The organism is Pseudoalteromonas sp. S2721 (genome assembly GCF_005887425.1).
GTDB classification, from domain to species: domain Bacteria; phylum Pseudomonadota; class Gammaproteobacteria; order Enterobacterales; family Alteromonadaceae; genus Pseudoalteromonas; species Pseudoalteromonas simplex.
The window spans coordinates 1-17295 of record NZ_PNCZ01000007.1 but is presented as its reverse complement, the minus strand read 5'-3'; the positions used below and the strand labels follow the sequence as shown (position 1 = coordinate 17295).

Sequence of the window (17295 nt, the reverse complement as noted above, 5' to 3'; positions counted from 1 at the left end):
AGAGTATGGTTGTTATTACAAAGCCGATAAGTGTAGTGTGGCCGCGTTGTTCTTTGGTCATCTTCCACTCCTAAAAAATAACAAATACGGTTGCCATACCTAGGGCAAAACTGACAAACGAAGATGCGGCTACAATTGCAGCGAGATTTTGCTTACTCACTGCATGTGTTGTGGTTGGTTCAGATACTTCGTCATCGAGCTTAATGAGCTCACCTTGGCGTACTTCAAACACTGCACATAGACTCATGGTAGTTTCTTTTGATGCCGCGCCTTCTTTTTCAACTCGTTGAATGGTACGTAAGCTTACATCACAGGCATCTGCCAATTGTTGCTGCGTCCAATCGAATTTAAGTCTGAGTGCTTTTATTGTATTGGGGTTCAGTTGCATTACTTACTTCCCAAGCAATGGTTCAATAAAAGTAACGACTGCATAACCTGATATTGCGCCACCGATAAAACACCCCAAGGTAACCAAAGCCACTTGTTTTGGGTTATCAGTAAGTGAGGTTTGTGTGCTCTGTTTAACTAATTTGCCAGTTTTGTAAAACGAACATTCAAGCTTGCCGGTAAGTATATTTTGCATCGCAAAATCGACTGCATAAGCATTACCTTGGTAGTTAAAGTCGTGACGACTTTTAAAGCCAAAGCTGCGCTTTTCACTAACCAATTCGTCGTTTACATATATTTTTTCTTTACCACTCATAATGTGACCAAAGCATGCGATTTGGTTGTCACCATCTTGAAAGTAAAATTTATAACCTAGTTTATGTGAGTTTAGTACGTCGTTTTTCATCATCGTTTCCTTGTTAAGTTGATGATGTAAATTTAATGATTATTTTTGTTTTTTACGCCGTCAGCGATATGTCAGTGCCTATTTTGGCATATGACAGATAAGATGTCATATCTGTTTTGTTATTGAAAAATAAGCACTTTAGCTGGGTTTTTCTTGCGGCGTACGAGTTTGCTACTGTCATATGTGGTTGGCTAAAAAGCACAGCAAAAAGAGTAAAAATAGGTGTAGTTACTCTGGTTATTAGATATAACCAGAACAAATAAACAACGGGTTAGTACATCTTGCTACAAATCCGTTAAACTTAAAGCTTAGCAGTTAGGTACAACCAGAAAGGCAATATTATGCGTCATGAAATTTGGCAAAAGCTTCGAGAAGAAGCAAACGAAGTCGTTTCCCGTGAACCGCTTTTAGCAAGTCACGTTTATTCGTGTGTGTTAAATCATGAATGCCTAGGTTCGGCGCTCAGTTTTATTGTCGCTAATAAACTTGCTGATGCAGTAGTATCGGCGTTTACAATCCGCGAATTATTTGACCAAGCCTTTGTTAAATGTGACCTAATGCTGACGCATGTGGCTCATGACATAAAAGCAGTTAAAGATCGTGACCCTGCGGCCGATAGTTACTTAACTGTTATTCTGAATCTTAAAGGCTTCCATGCAATACAAGCACACCGACTCGCAAATTGTTTATGGCAACAAAACCGCAAAGAGCTTGCTCGCTTCATTCAGAGCAGAACCTCAGAAGTATTTGGCGTTGACATCCATCCTGCTTGTAAAGTTGGTCATGGTATTATGTTTGACCATGCAACTGGGATTGTAATTGGTGAAACAGCAGTTATTGAAGATAACGTCTCTATTTTACAGTCTGTAACCTTAGGTGGTACAGGTAATGAGCAAGGTGACCGCCATCCGAAAATTCGCGCCGGTGTATTGATTGGTGCGGGTGCTAAAGTACTGGGTAACATCGAAGTAGGAGAGGGGGCACGTATTGGTGCAAACTCTGTCGTGTTAAGTGCGGTTCCAGCGCACACAACTGTGGTTGGCGTGCCAGCTAAAGTGGTTGGCAAACCGAGCTGTCCGTGTCCTGCCGAAAGCATGAACCAAAACTTTTTAGATGATGGCGCGACTACCGCTAGTAATGCCTCCCACACCAGTGCTATGTTGTAGTTTTACACTTTAAAAGAGCAATGGAATTGTCTAAATTATCCTTCGGATTAGCTGTTGCAGCGTCATTTATTTGTGGCGCTGTCACTATGTCACTTTTTCAATCAGACCCACAACAACAGCCGCAAACTTATCAGCAACAATTTGTTGAAGAACACATACCTCAAGCACCAGAGCAGCAAGCCACTGCTGTAGCGCCTGTTATTAACAAACAAGTCGCTGAAGTGAATTCAAATAGTTCAGCAATTGTTAGTAAAAGCGATCTTGAGCAACAAGTAGCAGAGCTTAAGTTGCAAGTCGAAAACCAACAAGCGGTGATTGCCAGTTACCGTTCAAGTGCAATACCTCCACAACAAATCGATTCGCATCTAGATGAGCTTTATACCTTGCTAGAAGAGCAATCTCGGGATGAGGCGTGGGCCTACCAAGTTGAAACAGCCATGAGCGATTTTTTAATCATGGCAGATTTACCAGTGCAACCACAGCTGAGTGTCTCTACATGCAAAAGCTCTGTGTGTCAGTTTAAGCTATTGCAACCTGAGGGGAGTGATGACTTGCCAAGTCATTATTGGCGTAACATGACCGATAAGATGATGGAACAAAGCTGGTGGAAGCAATTTAAATTTACCTCCACCACCTCAAGTGACGATAGTCTAACCATTATTGCAAGCACGGAGTAATTTTATACAACTTTTGATTGCAGTTGACCATCAGCAAGCTCGGTAGTTATAAGCTCACCAGAGCTTACATCGTTAACTGATTTTACAACGCCACCGTGCTGATTTTTAGTAATGCTGTAACCACGCGCTAACACACTAAGCGGACTCACAGAATCTAAACGGCTCGCTTGTAAAGAAAACTGGTTTCGAGAACTTGAAAGTTGCTGTTGCATCGCCTGTGTAAGCCTTGCATGTAATTGCGCCAGTTGATGCTCGCTTTTCGCTAACTGCTTTTCGGGTGAACGTTGCATTAAGCGTGGTGTTAAGTTAGCAAGTACTCGCTCATATCGCTGGATTTTACTACTCATCGCGCCATGTAAGGCCAAACTAAGCTCATCTAACTTTTGCGCTTGTTGATTGAGTTGATTACGCGGATGGCATAGCTGCAAGCGATGCTCAAATTGAGTGGCAGTACTTCGTTTTACAGCTAAAGCGTGTTTAAAGGCATGATTTAAGTGCCTAACTAACTGCGTAATTTTGTTATATAGCTCTTCGGTATTTGGGCTAACAAGTTCTGCGGCTGCAGAAGGGGTTGCTGCGCGAATATCGGCAACATAATCACTAATCGTGGTATCAACTTCGTGACCAACAGCGCTAACAATAGGTAAATGACTTTCAAAAATAGCGCGAGCTAATTGCTCATGGTTAAAACACCACAAATCTTCGAGTGAGCCACCACCGCGACCTAATATAAGCACATCTACTTCGTTGCGTTGATTGGCGATGTTTATTTTTTCTATTAATTGACTGTGTGCATCTGCACCTTGCACCATCGCTGGGTAAATCACGACTTCAAGCTGCGGAGCACGGCGTTTAAGTACCGTTAGAATATCGCGTATAGCCGCACCTGTGGCTGAGGTGATCACCCCAACGCGATTAATATTGGTTGGTAATGGTTTTTTGTGGGCTGAGCTAAATAGGCCTTCGGCAGCTAAACGCATTTTAAGCGCATCGAATTCTTGTTTTAATAAGCCTTCGCCAGCAGGGGCCATATGCTCAACAATCAGCTGATAATCACCACGAGGTTCATATAAAGATACGCGGGCACGCACGGTTACTTGTGCACCATTGCTCGGGCGAAAAGTTTGGCCGCGATTATTGCCGCGCCACATTGCTGCTTTTACCTGTGCTCGGTCGTCTTTTAAGGTAAAGTACCAGTGTCCAGATGCAGGGGCTATAAAGTTAGAAATTTCACCATTTAAGATAAGCGATGAGAAGCCTTGTTCAAGAACATGGCGAATTTCCTTATTTAGGCGCGAGACCGTGTAAACAGGCTGTGTTGAGTGCGTAAAAGCCATTAAAAACCCCAGTAAAAAATTCTCTGCGTACTTTAACACAAATAAATGAATAATTTTATTTACTCATGCTCATAACGCTGATAAAATTTGGCCGCAATTCCTTATACTCAGATCCACATGTGAGAAGTTGCACTATGCTAAGAATCGCTAAAGAAGCTCTTACCTTTGACGACGTACTTTTAGTACCAGGTCATTCTACTGTTTTGCCACACACGGCAAATATTTCAACTCGCTTAACGCGTGGTATCAATCTTAACTTGCCGCTAGTTTCAGCATCTATGGATACTGTAACAGAAGCACGCTTAGCGATTGCTCTAGCGCAAGAGGGCGGTTTAGGTTTCATCCACAAAAACATGACAATCGAAGAGCAAGCTAAAAACGTTCGTAAAGTTAAAACTTACGAAGCGGGCATTGTTTCTTTCCCTGTTACTGTGACTGCGGATCTTACAATTGCTGATGCTATCGCGCTTTCAGAAGACAAAGGTTTTTCAGGTTTCCCTGTAACCGACGCTGACAATAACCTTGTTGGTATTGTGACAAGCCGTGATATGCGTTTTGAAACGAAACTTGAGCAACCTGTTTCTACAGTAATGACGAAAAAAGAATCGTTAGTGACTGTTAAAGAAGGTGCAGACCGTGATGAAATCTTAGGTCTAATGCACGAGCACCGTATCGAAAAAATTCTCGTAGTTGATGATGCATTTAAACTAAAAGGCATGATCACTGTAAAAGACTATCAAAAAGCACAAGATAAGCCGCATGCATGTAAAGACGAGCAAGGTCGTTTACGTGTAGGTGCAGCTGTTGGTGTTGGCGCAGGTACTGATGAGCGTATCGCAGCCCTAGTTGAAGCAGGTGTTGACGTATTACTTATCGATACATCACATGGCCACTCACAAGGTGTTATCGACCGTGTTGCACAAACACGTCAAGCATACCCAGATCTACAAATTGTAGCAGGTAACGTTGCAACAGCTGAAGGCGCGATTGCCCTTGCTGATGCGGGTGTTGATGCTGTTAAAGTTGGTATCGGCCCTGGTTCTATCTGTACTACTCGTATCGTAACAGGTTGTGGTGTTCCACAAATTACTGCTATTTCTGACGCAGTTGAAGGCTTAAAAGGCCGTGATATTCCTGTTATTGCTGACGGTGGTATCCGTTTCTCTGGTGACATCGTAAAAGCACTTGTTGCCGGTGCGTCATGTGTAATGGTGGGTTCAATGTTAGCCGGTACTGAAGAAGCACCGGGTGAAGTTGAGCTATATCAAGGTCGTTACTACAAATCATACCGTGGTATGGGTAGCCTTGGTGCTATGGACCAAAAAGAAGGTTCATCAGACCGTTACTTCCAAAAATCGAACGAAGCAGACAAGCTTGTTCCTGAAGGTATCGAAGGCCGTGTTGCTTATAAAGGTCCTATCGCGACAATCATTCACCAACAAGTGGGCGGTCTTCGCAGTGCAATGGGCTTAACAGGCTGTGCAACAATTGAAGAGTTAAATACTAAACCTCAATTTGTTCGCGTGACTTCAGCGGGTATGGGTGAGTCACACGTTCACGACGTGCAAATCACTAAAGAAGCGCCAAACTACCGCTTAGGTTAATTACCTTAAGGTATTGAAATTACATGGGCTAGCATTTGCTAGCCCTAATTTATTGATCATCTCCCTTTGGGAGAGCAGTTCCTGACTAACGAGATACTCCATGAGCAAAGACATTCACGATTCACGAATTCTCATTTTAGATTTTGGTTCGCAATACACACAGTTAATCGCACGTCGTATACGTGAGATTGGTGTTTACTGTGAGCTATGGGCATGGGATGTAACTGAAGAGCAAATCCGCGAATTTAATCCACAAGGTATTATTTTGTCGGGTGGCCCTGAGTCTACAACACTTGAAAACAGCCCACGTGCTCCTGAGTATGTATTTAACGCAGGCGTTCCAGTACTTGGTATCTGTTACGGCATGCAAACAATGGCAACGCAACTAGGTGGTAGCGTACACAGCTCTGATAAGAAAGAGTTTGGTTATGCACAAGTTGAAAAAGTAGGTAACTGTGCGTTATTCGATGCTATCGAAGACCACATTACTGACGGCGGTGCAGGCGTACTTGACGTTTGGATGAGCCATGGCGATAAAGTGATGGAAGTGCCAGAGACTTTCAAAACAACGGCTAAAACTTCAACATGTCCACATGCTGCAATGTCATGGGAAGAAAAACGTTTTTACGGCGTACAGTTCCACCCAGAAGTAACTCATACTCACCAAGGTTTACGTTTACTTGAGCGCTTCGCGATTGATATCTGTGGCTGTGAAAAGCTATGGACACCAGCAAAAATAATCGACGATGCGATTGAGCGTATCAAGGAAACTGTAGGTGATGACGAAGTTATCTTAGGCTTATCAGGTGGTGTTGATTCATCTGTTGTTGCCATGCTTATTCACCGTGCAATCGGCGACAAGCTAACGTGTGTATTCGTTGATAACGGTCTTCTTCGTTTAAACGAAGGTCAGCAAGTTATGGATATGTTCGGCAACAAGTTTGGCCTAAACATTGTTAAAGTAGATGCTGAAGATCAATTCTTAGCAGACTTAGCAGGTAAGTCAGACCCAGAAGATAAGCGTAAAGCGATTGGTCATACCTTCATTAAAGTATTCGATGAGCAAGCTAAAAAGCTGAAAAGCGCTAAATGGTTAGGTCAAGGTACTATCTACCCAGACGTAATCGAATCTGCTGCATCAGCAACAGGTAAAGCACACGTAATCAAGTCTCACCACAACGTAGGTGGTTTACCAGACGATATGGAAATGGGTCTTGTTGAGCCGTTACGTGAGCTATTCAAAGATGAAGTACGCAAAATTGGTCTTGAGCTTGGCCTACCATACGACATGCTTTACCGTCACCCATTCCCGGGTCCTGGTTTAGGTGTTCGTGTACTTGGTGAAATCAAGAAAGAGTACTGTGACTTACTACGTCGCGCAGATGCTATCTTCATTGAAGAGCTACACAAAGCTGAGCTTTACCACAAAGTAAGTCAAGCCTTTACGGTATTCTTACCAGTTAAATCGGTAGGTGTAATGGGTGATGCGCGTAAATACGACTGGGTTGTATCACTACGTTGTGTAGAAACAATCGACTTTATGACGGCACGTTGGTCACACTTACCTTATGAGTTCTTAGGTGTGGTTTCTAACCGTATCATCAACGAAATCGATGGTATCTCACGTGTTGTTTACGATATTTCAGGTAAGCCACCGGCAACAATCGAGTGGGAATAATCCACTGTAAGCTAGTCACTTGTACTGAATATTTATAAAGACACAAAAGCCCGCTTTTTTGAAGCGGGCTTTTGTTATTTAGACGGTTAGCATTTGGTGTGAGTTAAGTCTAGTCCTTGCATATAGAGTTGACTGAGTTGATCTGCGGATATACTTGGTGCATCTGTGGTTGAATGAGATGACTGTTGAAAGATATGCTGAGCTATTAGTCTACCAATGTTTTGGGCGCTGGAGGTTTTATGAATACGAGTTTCATATAGCTTTTTCAAAATAACATTGAGGCTACATCCTGTCTTAAATAATTGAGCTAGGTGCCAAACATCTTCAAGCGCTTGGCTAGCACCTTGCCCCGATGTGGGTAAGGAAGCATGTGCAGCATCTCCAATAATAATGAGATTCTCCTTGTGCCAATAGGAGAGTGGGTCAATATCATGTACAAATATGCGTTTTAAACTGCGTGGGTTATAGTTATTAAGTACCTGCTGAACTGTTTTAGGCCAATCCTGAAAACGCTCATGCATCTCTTCAAACCACTGCTTTATTGGTCTTGTATTATCAAGGTCACTAGGCCATGCCGCAGCCCAGTAACAACATTGATTTGCAACGGGTACTATACCAAAACGCTCATTATTATCTCTAAAATCATGAATTGTCTGCTCAAAAGGATTCAGATCAATTTCACAGGTGCCTATTATATTTATGAAGCCGTGGTATTTAGTTGGTATAGGTACTTTATACATATACTCTCGTGCTTTCGAATTCATTCGTCCATCGCAGCCCACCACAAGATCAAACTTATCTTTTAATTGCGCAATGTCTTGAGTATTGATGGTTTGATTGAAGTGAATAGTGGCATCCAGTTTCTCTAGTCGCTCAGCGAGTATCTTTATTAAGTCACGACGTAATATGCTAATAGTTGGAAAGCCACACAGAGAGTTTAGTGTTTGAATGTTAAACTCACCCCGTTGAGTGCCTTGTTTATCGTACTGCCGCATAGCAACTGGCAGACCACCATATTGGGTGAAATCATCTAATAGACCCAACTGTTTAAGCACAAAGGTCGCATTAGGCCATAACGTAACACCGGCACCGATTGTAGAAAAGCTATTGTTTCTTTCGAATAATGTGACCTTGATGCCTTGTTTTCTTGCAAATATCGCTAAAGCAAGGCCTGCAACTCCCGCACCTATAATGGCTATATGTTTAACTGAACTCATTTAAATATCCTAGTTGCTAAGAAAAAAATGATTGTTACTGATCTACTAAATAGGATAAATGTGGTAATTTTGGTTTGTAAATCCCATTTGATGAGATAGTTTTGATAAGCAATATTGAATTACAGTGGCTTCTAAGCTTCCAAAAAGTATATGAACAATTAAGTATTAAGCGGGCCGCTGAGCTAAGCCAAATTCCAAAATCAAATGTGAGTCGTCATGTTGCACTTTTAGAACAAGCGTTGAATGTAAGATTATTGGAACGTACGACACGAAAAATGGTTGCAACAGAAGCAGGGGAACTTCTTTACCAGAACTTAACTCCGTTGCTTGTTGCTATGGGGGATGTTTTACAAGAAAGCTATCAAAGTAATGATTTAGTTTCCGGCCACTTAAAAGTCATTACGCCTGATTTGCCGTTTTTGGCGGACGCTATAGCTGAGTTTTGTCATAAATACCCTAACATTCAGTTAAGTTGTGATACTCAGCTTAATCCCGAAGAGGGGCTATTAGAAGGATTTGATATAGTAATACGTTTTGGGCGAGGCCCAGTGGAGGATTCTGGATGGGTTGCAAAAGAGCTCGTTCGTTGGCCAAGTTGTGTAGTAGCTTCTCCTAGTTTACTAGATAAACATCCTAAACCAAACTCAATGACTGAACTCGTTAAGCTTCCCTGTATTACAAGCCTATCAGTTCTACAAGGCATGCCATGGAAATTCAAACGAGCTGGCACGGTTAACGTTTCATCTCGTTATAAAGTAAATAGTGGACATATGGCAAAGTCAGCTGCCCTTAAAGGGTTAGGTTTTGCGATACTCCCTTATGACGCGTGCGGACAAGAGTTAGAGGAAGGACTGTTAATAAAAATAGATTCCTTAGCTGATGAGCCTGAAGATTTAGTTTTGTACGCTTTTTATTCTGGGCGTCGATATCCGTTCAAAAAAGTAAAAGCATTTCTTGAGTACCTGCAACTTGTGATTCAGCAACATTACCTTTCAGCATAGTGAAGCTATTTAAATTATTATAACTGTGTTTGGCTCTTTTAATTATCCGCAGATAACTTGGGTATGTTTAAAAAAAGCTTTGATAGCTTGCTAATTCGTCGTTTTGTTTATTTAAGAAGCAGTTAAACTAAAAACTGTGTTTTTTTACTTTACCTTTGAAAAAAGCTCTATATAATTCGACGACATTGCAGGGGCGTAGTTCCAATTGGTAGAACAGCGGTCTCCAAAACCGACGGTTGGGAGTTCGAATCTCTCCGCCCCTGCCATTTCTTCCTTCTTTACTTTAATCGCAAATCTTCCTATATTACTTGCTCTTAATCATGATTGAGTTGTTATGAATCCAAGTTACGCTGCGATATTCTCTGTACAATCTTTAGAGTTGAATCAACACTATCGAACTGCGCCTGCTACTTCTGGCGAACAGATGCCAAACACTCAACAAGAAACACTGACACTCCCGTTACAGTTTCACCAAGACCTCGAAAAGGCATTTGCGCCGTTAGTTATTACTCAAATCGTTAAAACAGCAAATATTAGCTGGCAAGAGGGCTGCTTAGGCTTACCAAGCGATAAGCTGAATGGCGAACAGAAAAAACAACTTTGGTCTTTAATCGGTGAACAACTTGATAAGCTTTAAACCTGTCGATGCAACCTATATTAGCCAGTTAATGGCTATCGAAAACGCCTGCCATAGTCACCCGTGGACAGAGAAAACCATGCTGTCGTGTTTAGCTGGCCGTTATTTTAACCTGGCCGCTTTTCAAGGTGATGAGATGCTAGGTTTTTATATTGGTGAACAAGCGGGACCAGATTACACTTTAATGGATATTTGTGTTGCGCCGAAGTACCAAGGGCAGGGCATTGCTAAGCAGTTGTTAAATGCATTTATTGAGCACGGCGAACAGCATCAAGCTGAAAACCTATTTTTAGAAGTGCGTGAGTCGAATGCACCCGCTATTGGCTTGTATGAAAGCGCTGGTTTTTCACATATGTCGGTGCGCAAGAACTACTATCCAACCGCAACAGGCAATGAAGACGCTATTTTGATGGGTATGAGCTTTAGCCTTTAAGATGCTTCTTCAAGGGCATTGATAAGTGCATCGTAGCATTGCTCTACCTGTTCAGTTTGATTACTGCGTAGCGCATTTTCAAGCTGACCTGCAGTCTTGTGAATAGCTTCAAAACTAAAACACCCCGCACTGCCTTTTAAGCTGTGTGCTAATGAACGTAACGCTTCCCATTCTTTAGCGCGATACAAGTGCACGACTTGGCTTAAATAATCAGGTAGTTTTGAGCGATAGTTGTCGTTAATTTGTTGGAACTTCTCACTTTTCAGTAAGTTTTCCCACTTGTTTTGACTGTCTTTTTCGATATGTAAGTAGCTTACAAGTACTTGCTCTAGGGCATCTTTGTCGATTGGTTTGGCGAGTGCTTCATCACAGCCCGCTTCAATATAGGTATCAACATCGGTCTTCATTACATTGGCCGTGAGCGCAATAATAGGGCCATCATAGGCTGCGTGACGTAGCATTTGCGTTGCTTCTAAGCCGCCCATGACTGGCATCTGCATATCCATGATGATCAGCTGATAATCATTAACTAATGCCATTTCTACTGCTTCTGCACCGTTTTTCGCGATGTCAGGCTCAAGTCCCCAAGTTTGTAACAGTAGTTTGATCAGCAACTGGTTATCTGGGTTATCTTCGGCTACTAGTATATTGGCATCAAAGCTATTCGCTGCGAATGAAAGCTGAACGTCTTTACTTGGTGAGAGTTGCTCGTAGCTATGAATAAACGCCTCTGCTTGTAACTGCTCGGGGTTTAAATGAGCAGCAACTTGTATGGTAAAACAACTGCCGTTTCCAGGTTCACTAATAAGCTGTACATCACCGCCTAGCAACTGGGCTAAGTTCTTTGAAATACACAAACCAAGACCTGTGCCGCCAAAGCGGCGAGTTGTCGTCGTATCGGCTTGTTCAAACGGTTTGAATACCCTTTCAACCTCACGCTCTGACATACCAATACCTGTGTCTTGAATCGCAAACTCTAAATGTTGTTTATTGCTGTTGTAGCTAATATCAATTGAGATGCTGCCTTTCTCAGTGAACTTAACTGCGTTGCTGGCAATATTGATCAAGATTTGTTTTAAACGTGTGGTATCGCTATTAATGGTTTTGGGTACTGGTAGTTGGTAGTTAATATTAAATGTAAGTTGTTTTTCATTAGCCAGAGGGCGAATAATTGAATCAATATCATGTATAAGCTGCACTACATTACATGGTCCGCGTTCAACGGCGAGTTTTTCAGCTTCTATTTTTGATAAATCAAGAATGTTGTTAATAAGCTCAAGCAAGTGCTTAGAGTTACGTAAAATAGTGCTTAAATGTTGCTCATCATTCACCGCATCTTTGTTGTGCAGAAGTTGCTCTGTAAAGCCCATAATTGCGGTAAGTGGAGTACGAATTTCATGACTCATATTCGCTAAAAAGCGACTTTTCAGTTGGTTTGCTTGTTCAGCTTGCGCAATGGCTACTTCTAGCTTGCTGTTCATTGCTTCGAGTGCTTTCGTTCTGCTCTCTACTTTTTCTTCTAGGTGATGTTTATATTCTTCAAGCTCGTCTTGGTAATGACGAATTTGGTTCACCATGTGATTAAAATCGTTGAAAAGCACGCCTACTTCATCGTTTGTGTGGGCTGGCAAGTACACAGATAAATCACCATCACCAACCCGATGACTTGCCGCACCTAATAGTTCAACTGGGGTCAGCAGTAAGTTGCGTACCACAATATAGATAAGAATAGGCAGCGAAATCACAGAAATAATAACTATAAGTGCTGTGATTAAACTAATGGCTTTACCTGACTGGTAAAGTAAATCTTTAGGGGTGGTTGAGATCAAATAATCGCCATCAGTCATTTCAACTGCGTAAATTATGCGCTCTTCTTTATCAATACTTGAAAGTTCGATATTGGCAAGTTTGCCGTAGTTAGCGAGTTGTTTAATTTGCTCAAGCTCATATTCACTTAAATAATTGCCGCGTAAGTCATAGTCGGAGCTAAATAAAATCTGCCCCTTAGTCGTTAAAAATAAATTTAGCGTGTTATTAAATGGTGCTTCTAGAATACTAGCATTCAATATTGATGGTTCTACATGCACAACAATAAACCCCAGTTGCTGCGGCTGTTTTAAGTAGTAATCAATATTATAAATGGGGTGCACAAAGTAGAGGCTAGTAGAGCCATCTTCTTTGGGGATCATGAATTGTTGCTGGCGTAAATTCGATTGTAGCACTTGCTCAAAAAACGGGTAACTTTTAGGTGCTGGAGTTAATTGACTTGAATAAAACGCATCGCTTTTACCGTCTGGGGCAACATAATTAATGCTAACAATATCTGGGTAAGCTTCTGAATAGCTTGCAAATACATTCATCAACTCGCCAAGACGTTCAATGTATTGGTTTTTTGAGTCAGGTTCGCGGGCTAAAAAGTCTGCTAATACAGGAGAGGTTGAGAGTAGCTTAGTAATCGAGTGAAATGAGTCAATGTAATTAAAGATTTTTTGTTGCTGTTGCTCAACAAATCGACTGACAATAAGTTCAGCTTGTTTTTTTGTTGAATTGGTCACATTTGTTAATGTAAAGCCACCTAAAAACAACAAAGGTAAGATCACTAATGGTGTGATATACCACAATAATCGAATACTGAGCTTACTGGTTTTCATGACCTAAATTGACATCCCTCCGTGCAATTTATCAATAGTATGCGTTACAACTTGATTACACAAGCCTAGCAAAAAAGTGAACAACGAAAATACCCAACTAAAAGGGAGTAATTACTCGCAATCGCTGCTTTTTTGGCTAAGACAAACAAGGTATAATGCTCGGCAATTCTATTTTATTTTTACAGTGCGCACCGAGCTTTATAATTTATAAGGCAGTTAAGTGCGCTTTGTTATGACTAAAAGCAGCTTACATGTCTAATTTAACTACCGAAATTAATAAACGACGCACCTTTGCGATCATCTCGCACCCGGATGCGGGTAAAACCACGATTACAGAAAAAGTTCTGTTATTCGGACAAGCGATTCAAAAAGCGGGTACCGTAAAGGGTCGTGGCTCAAACCAGCACGCAAAATCAGACTGGATGGAAATGGAAAAAGAACGTGGTATCTCGGTAACTACGTCTGTTATGCAATTTCCTTACAATGAGCGTCTAGTTAACTTACTTGATACTCCGGGACACGAAGACTTCTCTGAAGATACTTATCGTACACTGACTGCGGTTGACTCATGCCTAATGGTCATCGACGCAGCGAAAGGTGTTGAGGATCGTACTCGTAAATTAATGGAAGTAACACGCTTACGTACCACACCTATCGTAACTTTCATGAATAAGTGTGACCGTGATATTCGTGATCCAATGGAGTTATTAGACGAAGTTGAAACTGAGCTAAACATTGCCTGTGCGCCGGTAACTTGGCCGATTGGTTGTGGTAAAGAGTTTAAAGGTGTGTATCACATCCACCGTGAAGAAACGATTTTGTATAGCACAGGTCAAGGCCACACAATTCAAGAAGTTCGCGTTATCAAAGGTTTAGATAACCCTGAGCTTGATACTGCGATTGGTAGCGAACTTGCTGAGCAGCTTCGTGAAGAGCTAGAGTTAGTAATTGGTGCATCACACGAGTTTGATTTAGATCTGTTCTTAGCGGGCGAACTATCACCAGTCTACTTTGGTACAGCACTTGGTAACTTTGGTGTTGACCATGTTCTTGATGGCTTAACTGAGTGGGCTCCTGCGCCATTACCACGCGAAACAGAAGACCGCCAAGTTGCTGCAACAGAAGATAACTTCTCTGGCTTCGTATTTAAAATCCAAGCGAACATGGACCCTAAACACCGTGACCGTATCGCCTTTATGCGTATTGTATCTGGCAAATATAGCCAAGGTATGAAGATGAACCATGTGCGTATTGGTAAGCAAGTGAGTATTTCTGATGCGGTAACCTTTATGGCTGGTGATCGTGAGCGAGCGCAAGATGCTTACGCAGGTGACATCATTGGTTTACATAACCACGGTACAATTCAAATTGGTGATACTTTCACGCAAGGTGAAAAAATGAAGTTTGGTGGTATTCCTAACTTCGCACCAGAATTATTCCGTCGTATTCGCTTAAAAGATCCATTAAAACAAAAGCAATTATTAAAAGGCTTAGTTCAGCTATCTGAAGAAGGTGCTGTGCAAGTATTTAGACCGCTTATTAATAACGACCTTATCGTTGGTGCGGTCGGTGTACTACAGTTTGACGTAGTTGTTGCGCGCTTAAAAGCAGAATACAACGTTGATGCGATTTACGAAGGTGTGAGTGTTAACACTGCACGTTGGGTAAGCTCAGACGATACCAAAAAGCTTGAAGAGTTTAAGCGTAAGTGCGAAAGCAACTTAGCGCTTGATGGTGGCGATAACCTTACTTATATCGCGCCAAGCCGTGTAAACCTAAACTTGTCGATGGAACGCTATCCAGACATCAAGTTTAACCACACGCGCGAAAACTAATACGCTAAGTCTGCTTCAAATTTAAGTGCCCGTACAGCGGGCCATAAAGGTAAAAATTACAATGAATATTCGTACTCTTTTAATCGACAAAGCAATTGCTGCTATGGTTGCAGCAGGGTTACCTGAAGACACTAATCCAGCGGTAACACAAAGCACACGTCCACAGTTTGGTGATTACCAAATCAATGGCGCAATGGGCGCGGCTAAAAAATTAAAATCAAACCCGCGTGAACTTGCGCAAAAAATTATTGATAACCTAGACCTTGCAGATATCGCAGAAAAAACAGAAATCGCGGGCCCTGGTTTTATCAACATTCACTTAAAGCCTGAGTTTTTATCAGCTAGCTTAAAAGCAGCAAACGAAGACGAAAAGCTAGCAGTTGCGCCACATGCAACAGCACAAAAAGTAGTTGTTGATTACTCATCACCTAACCTTGCTAAAGAAATGCACGTAGGTCATTTACGTTCAACCATCATTGGTGATGCGGTTGTTCGTGCCCTTGAGTTCCGTGGTGATGAAGTTGTTCGTCAAAACCACATGGGTGACTGGGGGACTCAGTTTGGTATGTTAATCGCGCACTTAGAAGATCAAATCAACCAAGGTGTAGACTTAGAGTCTGTAGCGCTGGCCGATCTTGAAACCTTCTACCGTGATGCGAAAAAACGCTTTGATGATGAAGAAGGGTTTGCCGACAAAGCCCGTAATTACGTTGTTAAATTACAAAGCGGCGACGCACACTGCGAAAAGCTGTGGAAGTTATTCATTGCCACTTCTGTAAAGCATTCTGAAGAAGTTTATAAGCGTCTAAACGTAACACTTACGCAAGATGACATCATGGCAGAAAGTGCTTACAACAGTGAACTTGCAAACATCATCGCACTATTGAAAGACAAAAATATTGCCGTTGAGTCTGATGGCGCACAAGTCGTGTTCTTAGATGAGCTTGCTAACAAAGACGGCGAGCCTTCAGTGTTTATCGTACAGAAATCAGGTGGTGGTTTCTTATATGCGACAACTGACTTAGCTGCTTGTGATTACCGCTCAAATAAACTGGGTGCTGATCGCATCTTAATCTTTGTAGATGCACGTCAAAGCTTACACTTCAATCAAGTTGAGCTAACCGCACGTAAAGCAGGTTTATTACGTGATGAAACAAGTTATGAGTTCTGCCCATTCGGCACCATGATGGGTGAAGACGGTAAGCCATTCAAAACACGTACTGGCGGTACCGTTAAGCTTGCTGATTTACTTGAAGAGTCAATCACTCGTGCAGCCGCTAAACTAGCTGAGCGTGAGTCAGACTTAAGCGACGAAGAGCGTAGCGAAATTGCCCGTAAAGTAGGTATTGGCGCAGTAAAATATGCGGATCTTTCTAAGCACCGTACTAGCGACTATATCTTCAACTGGGACACAATGCTGAGCTTTGAAGGTGCGACAGCGCCTTACTTACAATATGCATATACACGTGTTCGCAGTATCTTCCGTAAATCAGGTATTGATGCGGCGTCATTAACAGCAGACGTTGCAATCAACGAGCCGCAAGAAAAAGCGCTGGCACTTAAACTTCTTCAGCTAGAAGAAGTACTCGATCTAATGATCAGCGAAGCGACACCGCACGTATTATGTGGATACCTATACGAACTAGCAAGCCTATACATGACGTTCTACGAAGCATGCCCAGTTCTAAAAGAAGGCGTAGAGCCAAATGTTCGCGACAGCCGTTTAGTACTGTGTAATTTGGTTGCGAAGACACTGAAGTCAGGATTGGATCTTTTAGGTATCGAAGTCATGGAGCAAATGTAATCTGCTTCGTGTAGTTCGCTTTAGCTGCGTTAATGAGTTTATTTAGCCTAAGTCACATACAAAACACGTATGCTCCTTGGCATAAATAAACTTATTGCCTTGCTAGCACTCCTACACTTGCAGAACGTTTAAGAACTCGTAGGGATAACTCGGTTTTCCGCCTTGTCTTAGGCTAAACTACTTAGGTGAATTCTGCTTCGTAGGTTGGGTAGAGCGCAGCGAAACCCAACATAAATCGCAGGCCCTAGACTCTAGGCGCTAGGGGAGTAGCTTGTAGAACCTAGCTTCGTAGGTTGGGTAGAGCGTAGCGAAACCCAACAAATTGACAGCTCAATAACCTTGATTAATCTTTAGCTGATAGCTGATAGCTGATAGCTGATAGCTGATAGCTGATAGCTGATAGCTGATAGCTGATAGCTGATAGCTGATAGTAGCGATAGTGGTTATTTTATCAGACTGGAT

Annotated in this window: 14 protein-coding genes and 1 tRNA gene; 10 read left to right on the top strand and 5 right to left on the bottom strand. The window is 42.1% G+C overall.

The annotated features are described in order from the left end of the window. Positions 1-70 precede the first annotated feature (70 nt). Both CWC02_RS02895 and CWC02_RS02890 read right to left on the bottom strand, forming a co-directional pair. Positions 71-388, bottom strand: coding sequence for a helix-turn-helix transcriptional regulator (locus CWC02_RS02895; protein ID WP_138616330.1), 318 nt, complete (start codon positions 386-388; stop codon positions 71-73). A 3-nt stretch (positions 389-391) separates the two neighbouring features. After that, the gene (locus CWC02_RS02890) at positions 392-796 is read right to left on the bottom strand and encodes a hypothetical protein (protein WP_138616328.1); all 405 of its coding nucleotides are present in this window, start codon (positions 794-796) and stop codon (positions 392-394) included. 338 nt (positions 797-1134) lie between these two features. Between CWC02_RS02890 and cysE the strand changes: the two genes are divergently transcribed. Both cysE and CWC02_RS02880 read left to right on the top strand, forming a co-directional pair. After that, the gene (gene cysE / locus CWC02_RS02885) at positions 1135-1959 is read left to right on the top strand and encodes a serine O-acetyltransferase (RefSeq protein WP_054551222.1); all 825 of its coding nucleotides are present in this window, start codon (positions 1135-1137) and stop codon (positions 1957-1959) included. A 26-nt stretch (positions 1960-1985) separates the two neighbouring features. Then, positions 1986-2636, top strand: a complete 651-nt coding sequence (locus CWC02_RS02880) for a hypothetical protein (protein ID WP_138616326.1) — start codon at positions 1986-1988, stop codon at positions 2634-2636. A 2-nt stretch (positions 2637-2638) separates the two neighbouring features. On the opposite strand, the gene xseA is transcribed toward CWC02_RS02880, so the two are convergent. Next, positions 2639-3973, bottom strand: a complete 1335-nt coding sequence (xseA, locus tag CWC02_RS02875; RefSeq protein ID WP_138616324.1) for an exodeoxyribonuclease VII large subunit — start codon at positions 3971-3973, stop codon at positions 2639-2641. A gap of 134 nt (positions 3974-4107) precedes the next feature. Between xseA and guaB the strand changes: the two genes are divergently transcribed. Together guaB and guaA are read left to right on the top strand one after the other, a co-directional pair. Then, positions 4108-5577, top strand: a complete 1470-nt coding sequence (gene guaB, locus CWC02_RS02870) for an IMP dehydrogenase (RefSeq protein WP_054551225.1) — start codon at positions 4108-4110, stop codon at positions 5575-5577. A 100-nt stretch (positions 5578-5677) separates the two neighbouring features. Then, positions 5678-7255 carry a glutamine-hydrolyzing GMP synthase gene (gene guaA / locus CWC02_RS02865; RefSeq protein WP_054551226.1) on the top strand — a complete coding sequence of 526 codons (1578 nt, stop codon included), beginning with the start codon at positions 5678-5680 and terminating at the stop codon, positions 7253-7255. An 86-nt stretch (positions 7256-7341) separates the two neighbouring features. On the opposite strand, the gene CWC02_RS02860 is transcribed toward guaA, so the two are convergent. Next, positions 7342-8472: an FAD-dependent oxidoreductase gene (locus tag CWC02_RS02860; RefSeq protein ID WP_054551227.1), complete on the bottom strand. Its 1131-nt coding sequence runs from the start codon at positions 8470-8472 to the stop codon at positions 7342-7344. Between the two features lie 101 nt (positions 8473-8573). Here CWC02_RS02860 and CWC02_RS02855 point away from each other — a divergent pair, with 101 nt between their 5' ends. From CWC02_RS02855 to rimI, 4 genes are all read left to right on the top strand, one after another. Beyond that, complete coding sequence (locus CWC02_RS02855; protein WP_138599628.1) at positions 8574-9473, top strand: LysR family transcriptional regulator; 900 nt, start codon at positions 8574-8576, stop codon at positions 9471-9473. A gap of 189 nt (positions 9474-9662) precedes the next feature. Further along, positions 9663-9739 (top strand) — tRNA-Trp (locus tag CWC02_RS02850). A gap of 68 nt (positions 9740-9807) precedes the next feature. Further along, a complete protein-coding gene (locus tag CWC02_RS02845) occupies positions 9808-10110 on the top strand; it encodes a hypothetical protein (RefSeq protein ID WP_138616322.1) in 303 nt (100 codons plus the stop codon). Further along, positions 10097-10543 carry a ribosomal protein S18-alanine N-acetyltransferase gene (gene rimI, locus CWC02_RS02840; protein ID WP_054551230.1) on the top strand — a complete coding sequence of 149 codons (447 nt, stop codon included), beginning with the start codon at positions 10097-10099 and terminating at the stop codon, positions 10541-10543. The genes CWC02_RS02845 and rimI overlap by 14 nt, the downstream gene beginning before the upstream one ends. Here the strand turns inward: rimI and CWC02_RS02835 are convergent. Beyond that, positions 10540-13194, bottom strand: coding sequence for a hybrid sensor histidine kinase/response regulator (locus CWC02_RS02835; RefSeq protein WP_138616320.1), 2655 nt, complete (start codon positions 13192-13194; stop codon positions 10540-10542). The genes rimI and CWC02_RS02835 overlap by 4 nt on opposite strands. Positions 13195-13445: 251 nt before the next feature. On the opposite strand from CWC02_RS02835, the gene prfC reads away from it, so the two are divergent. Together prfC and argS are read left to right on the top strand one after the other, a co-directional pair. Beyond that, on the top strand, positions 13446-15029 hold the full coding sequence (prfC, locus tag CWC02_RS02830) for a peptide chain release factor 3 (protein WP_054551232.1): 1584 nt from the start codon (positions 13446-13448) through the stop codon (positions 15027-15029). Between the two features lie 61 nt (positions 15030-15090). Continuing rightward, positions 15091-16833: an arginine--tRNA ligase gene (argS, locus tag CWC02_RS02825; protein ID WP_138616318.1), complete on the top strand. Its 1743-nt coding sequence runs from the start codon at positions 15091-15093 to the stop codon at positions 16831-16833. Positions 16834-17295: the final 462 nt, after the last annotated feature.

Bases quoted from the DNA above. Each gene is read 5' to 3' on its own strand.
- CWC02_RS02895 (WP_138616330.1), bottom strand. From the start codon at position 388: ATGCAACTGAACCCCAATACAATAAAAGCACTCAGACTTAAATTCGAT.
- CWC02_RS02890 (WP_138616328.1), bottom strand. From the start codon at position 796: ATGATGAAAAACGACGTACTAAACTCACATAAACTAGGTTATAAATTT.
- cysE (WP_054551222.1), top strand. From the start codon at position 1,135: ATGCGTCATGAAATTTGGCAAAAGCTTCGAGAAGAAGCAAACGAAGTC.
- xseA (WP_138616324.1), bottom strand. From the start codon at position 3,973: ATGGCTTTTACGCACTCAACACAGCCTGTTTACACGGTCTCGCGCCTA.
- guaB (WP_054551225.1), top strand. From the start codon at position 4,108: ATGCTAAGAATCGCTAAAGAAGCTCTTACCTTTGACGACGTACTTTTA.
- guaA (WP_054551226.1), top strand. From the start codon at position 5,678: ATGAGCAAAGACATTCACGATTCACGAATTCTCATTTTAGATTTTGGT.
- CWC02_RS02860 (WP_054551227.1), bottom strand. From the start codon at position 8,472: ATGAGTTCAGTTAAACATATAGCCATTATAGGTGCGGGAGTTGCAGGC.
- CWC02_RS02845 (WP_138616322.1), top strand. From the start codon at position 9,808: ATGAATCCAAGTTACGCTGCGATATTCTCTGTACAATCTTTAGAGTTG.
- CWC02_RS02835 (WP_138616320.1), bottom strand. From the start codon at position 13,194: ATGAAAACCAGTAAGCTCAGTATTCGATTATTGTGGTATATCACACCA.
- prfC (WP_054551232.1), top strand. From the start codon at position 13,446: ATGTCTAATTTAACTACCGAAATTAATAAACGACGCACCTTTGCGATC.
- argS (WP_138616318.1), top strand. From the start codon at position 15,091: ATGAATATTCGTACTCTTTTAATCGACAAAGCAATTGCTGCTATGGTT.